Annotated in this window: 1 protein-coding gene; it reads right to left on the bottom strand. The window is 42.0% G+C overall.

The window, feature by feature from the left end; genetic code table 11:
* The coding region (locus tag ACTNBF_RS16550) for an RNA-guided endonuclease InsQ/TnpB family protein (RefSeq protein ID WP_441089714.1) at positions 1–407 on the bottom strand (407 nt) is incomplete at both ends.

Here is a 407-nt window from a genome sequence, read left to right as displayed (position 1 = left end):
TACCGACTTCAGGACATACCCCTCCGGTATTTCCCGATGTTTCCTGATCTTCACTTCCTTCAGTTTCGGAAGCCGGATCTTTCCGTTTCTCAGACGAATATTCCCATTCACCACATTCGTTGTATAGCTCTTCCTGCTTCGATGTCTGGACTTGAATTTCGGAAAACCAACAACCGGATTTACAAAAAAATTCTTATAAGCCTTCTCCAAATGAAGCTGCACATTCGCCAGTGCAAGGGAATCTACTTCTTTCAGCCACGGATATTCTTTCTTATAGGCTGCGGGAGTCGTCTTCCTCATTTTCTTCGTTGCCTCATATTCCTTTATCTTGTCATCCAGCATGATATTATAAATAAAACGGCAGCATCCAAATGTTTTAGCAAGAAGTTCTTCCTGTTTTTTATCCG

It is taken from the genome of Bariatricus sp. HCP28S3_A4, from assembly GCF_052066395.1.
In the GTDB taxonomy this organism is placed as follows: domain Bacteria; phylum Bacillota; class Clostridia; order Lachnospirales; family Lachnospiraceae; genus Allocoprococcus.
The sequence above is the reverse complement of the archived record's forward strand: the minus strand, read 5'-3'. Positions and strand labels throughout refer to the sequence as shown.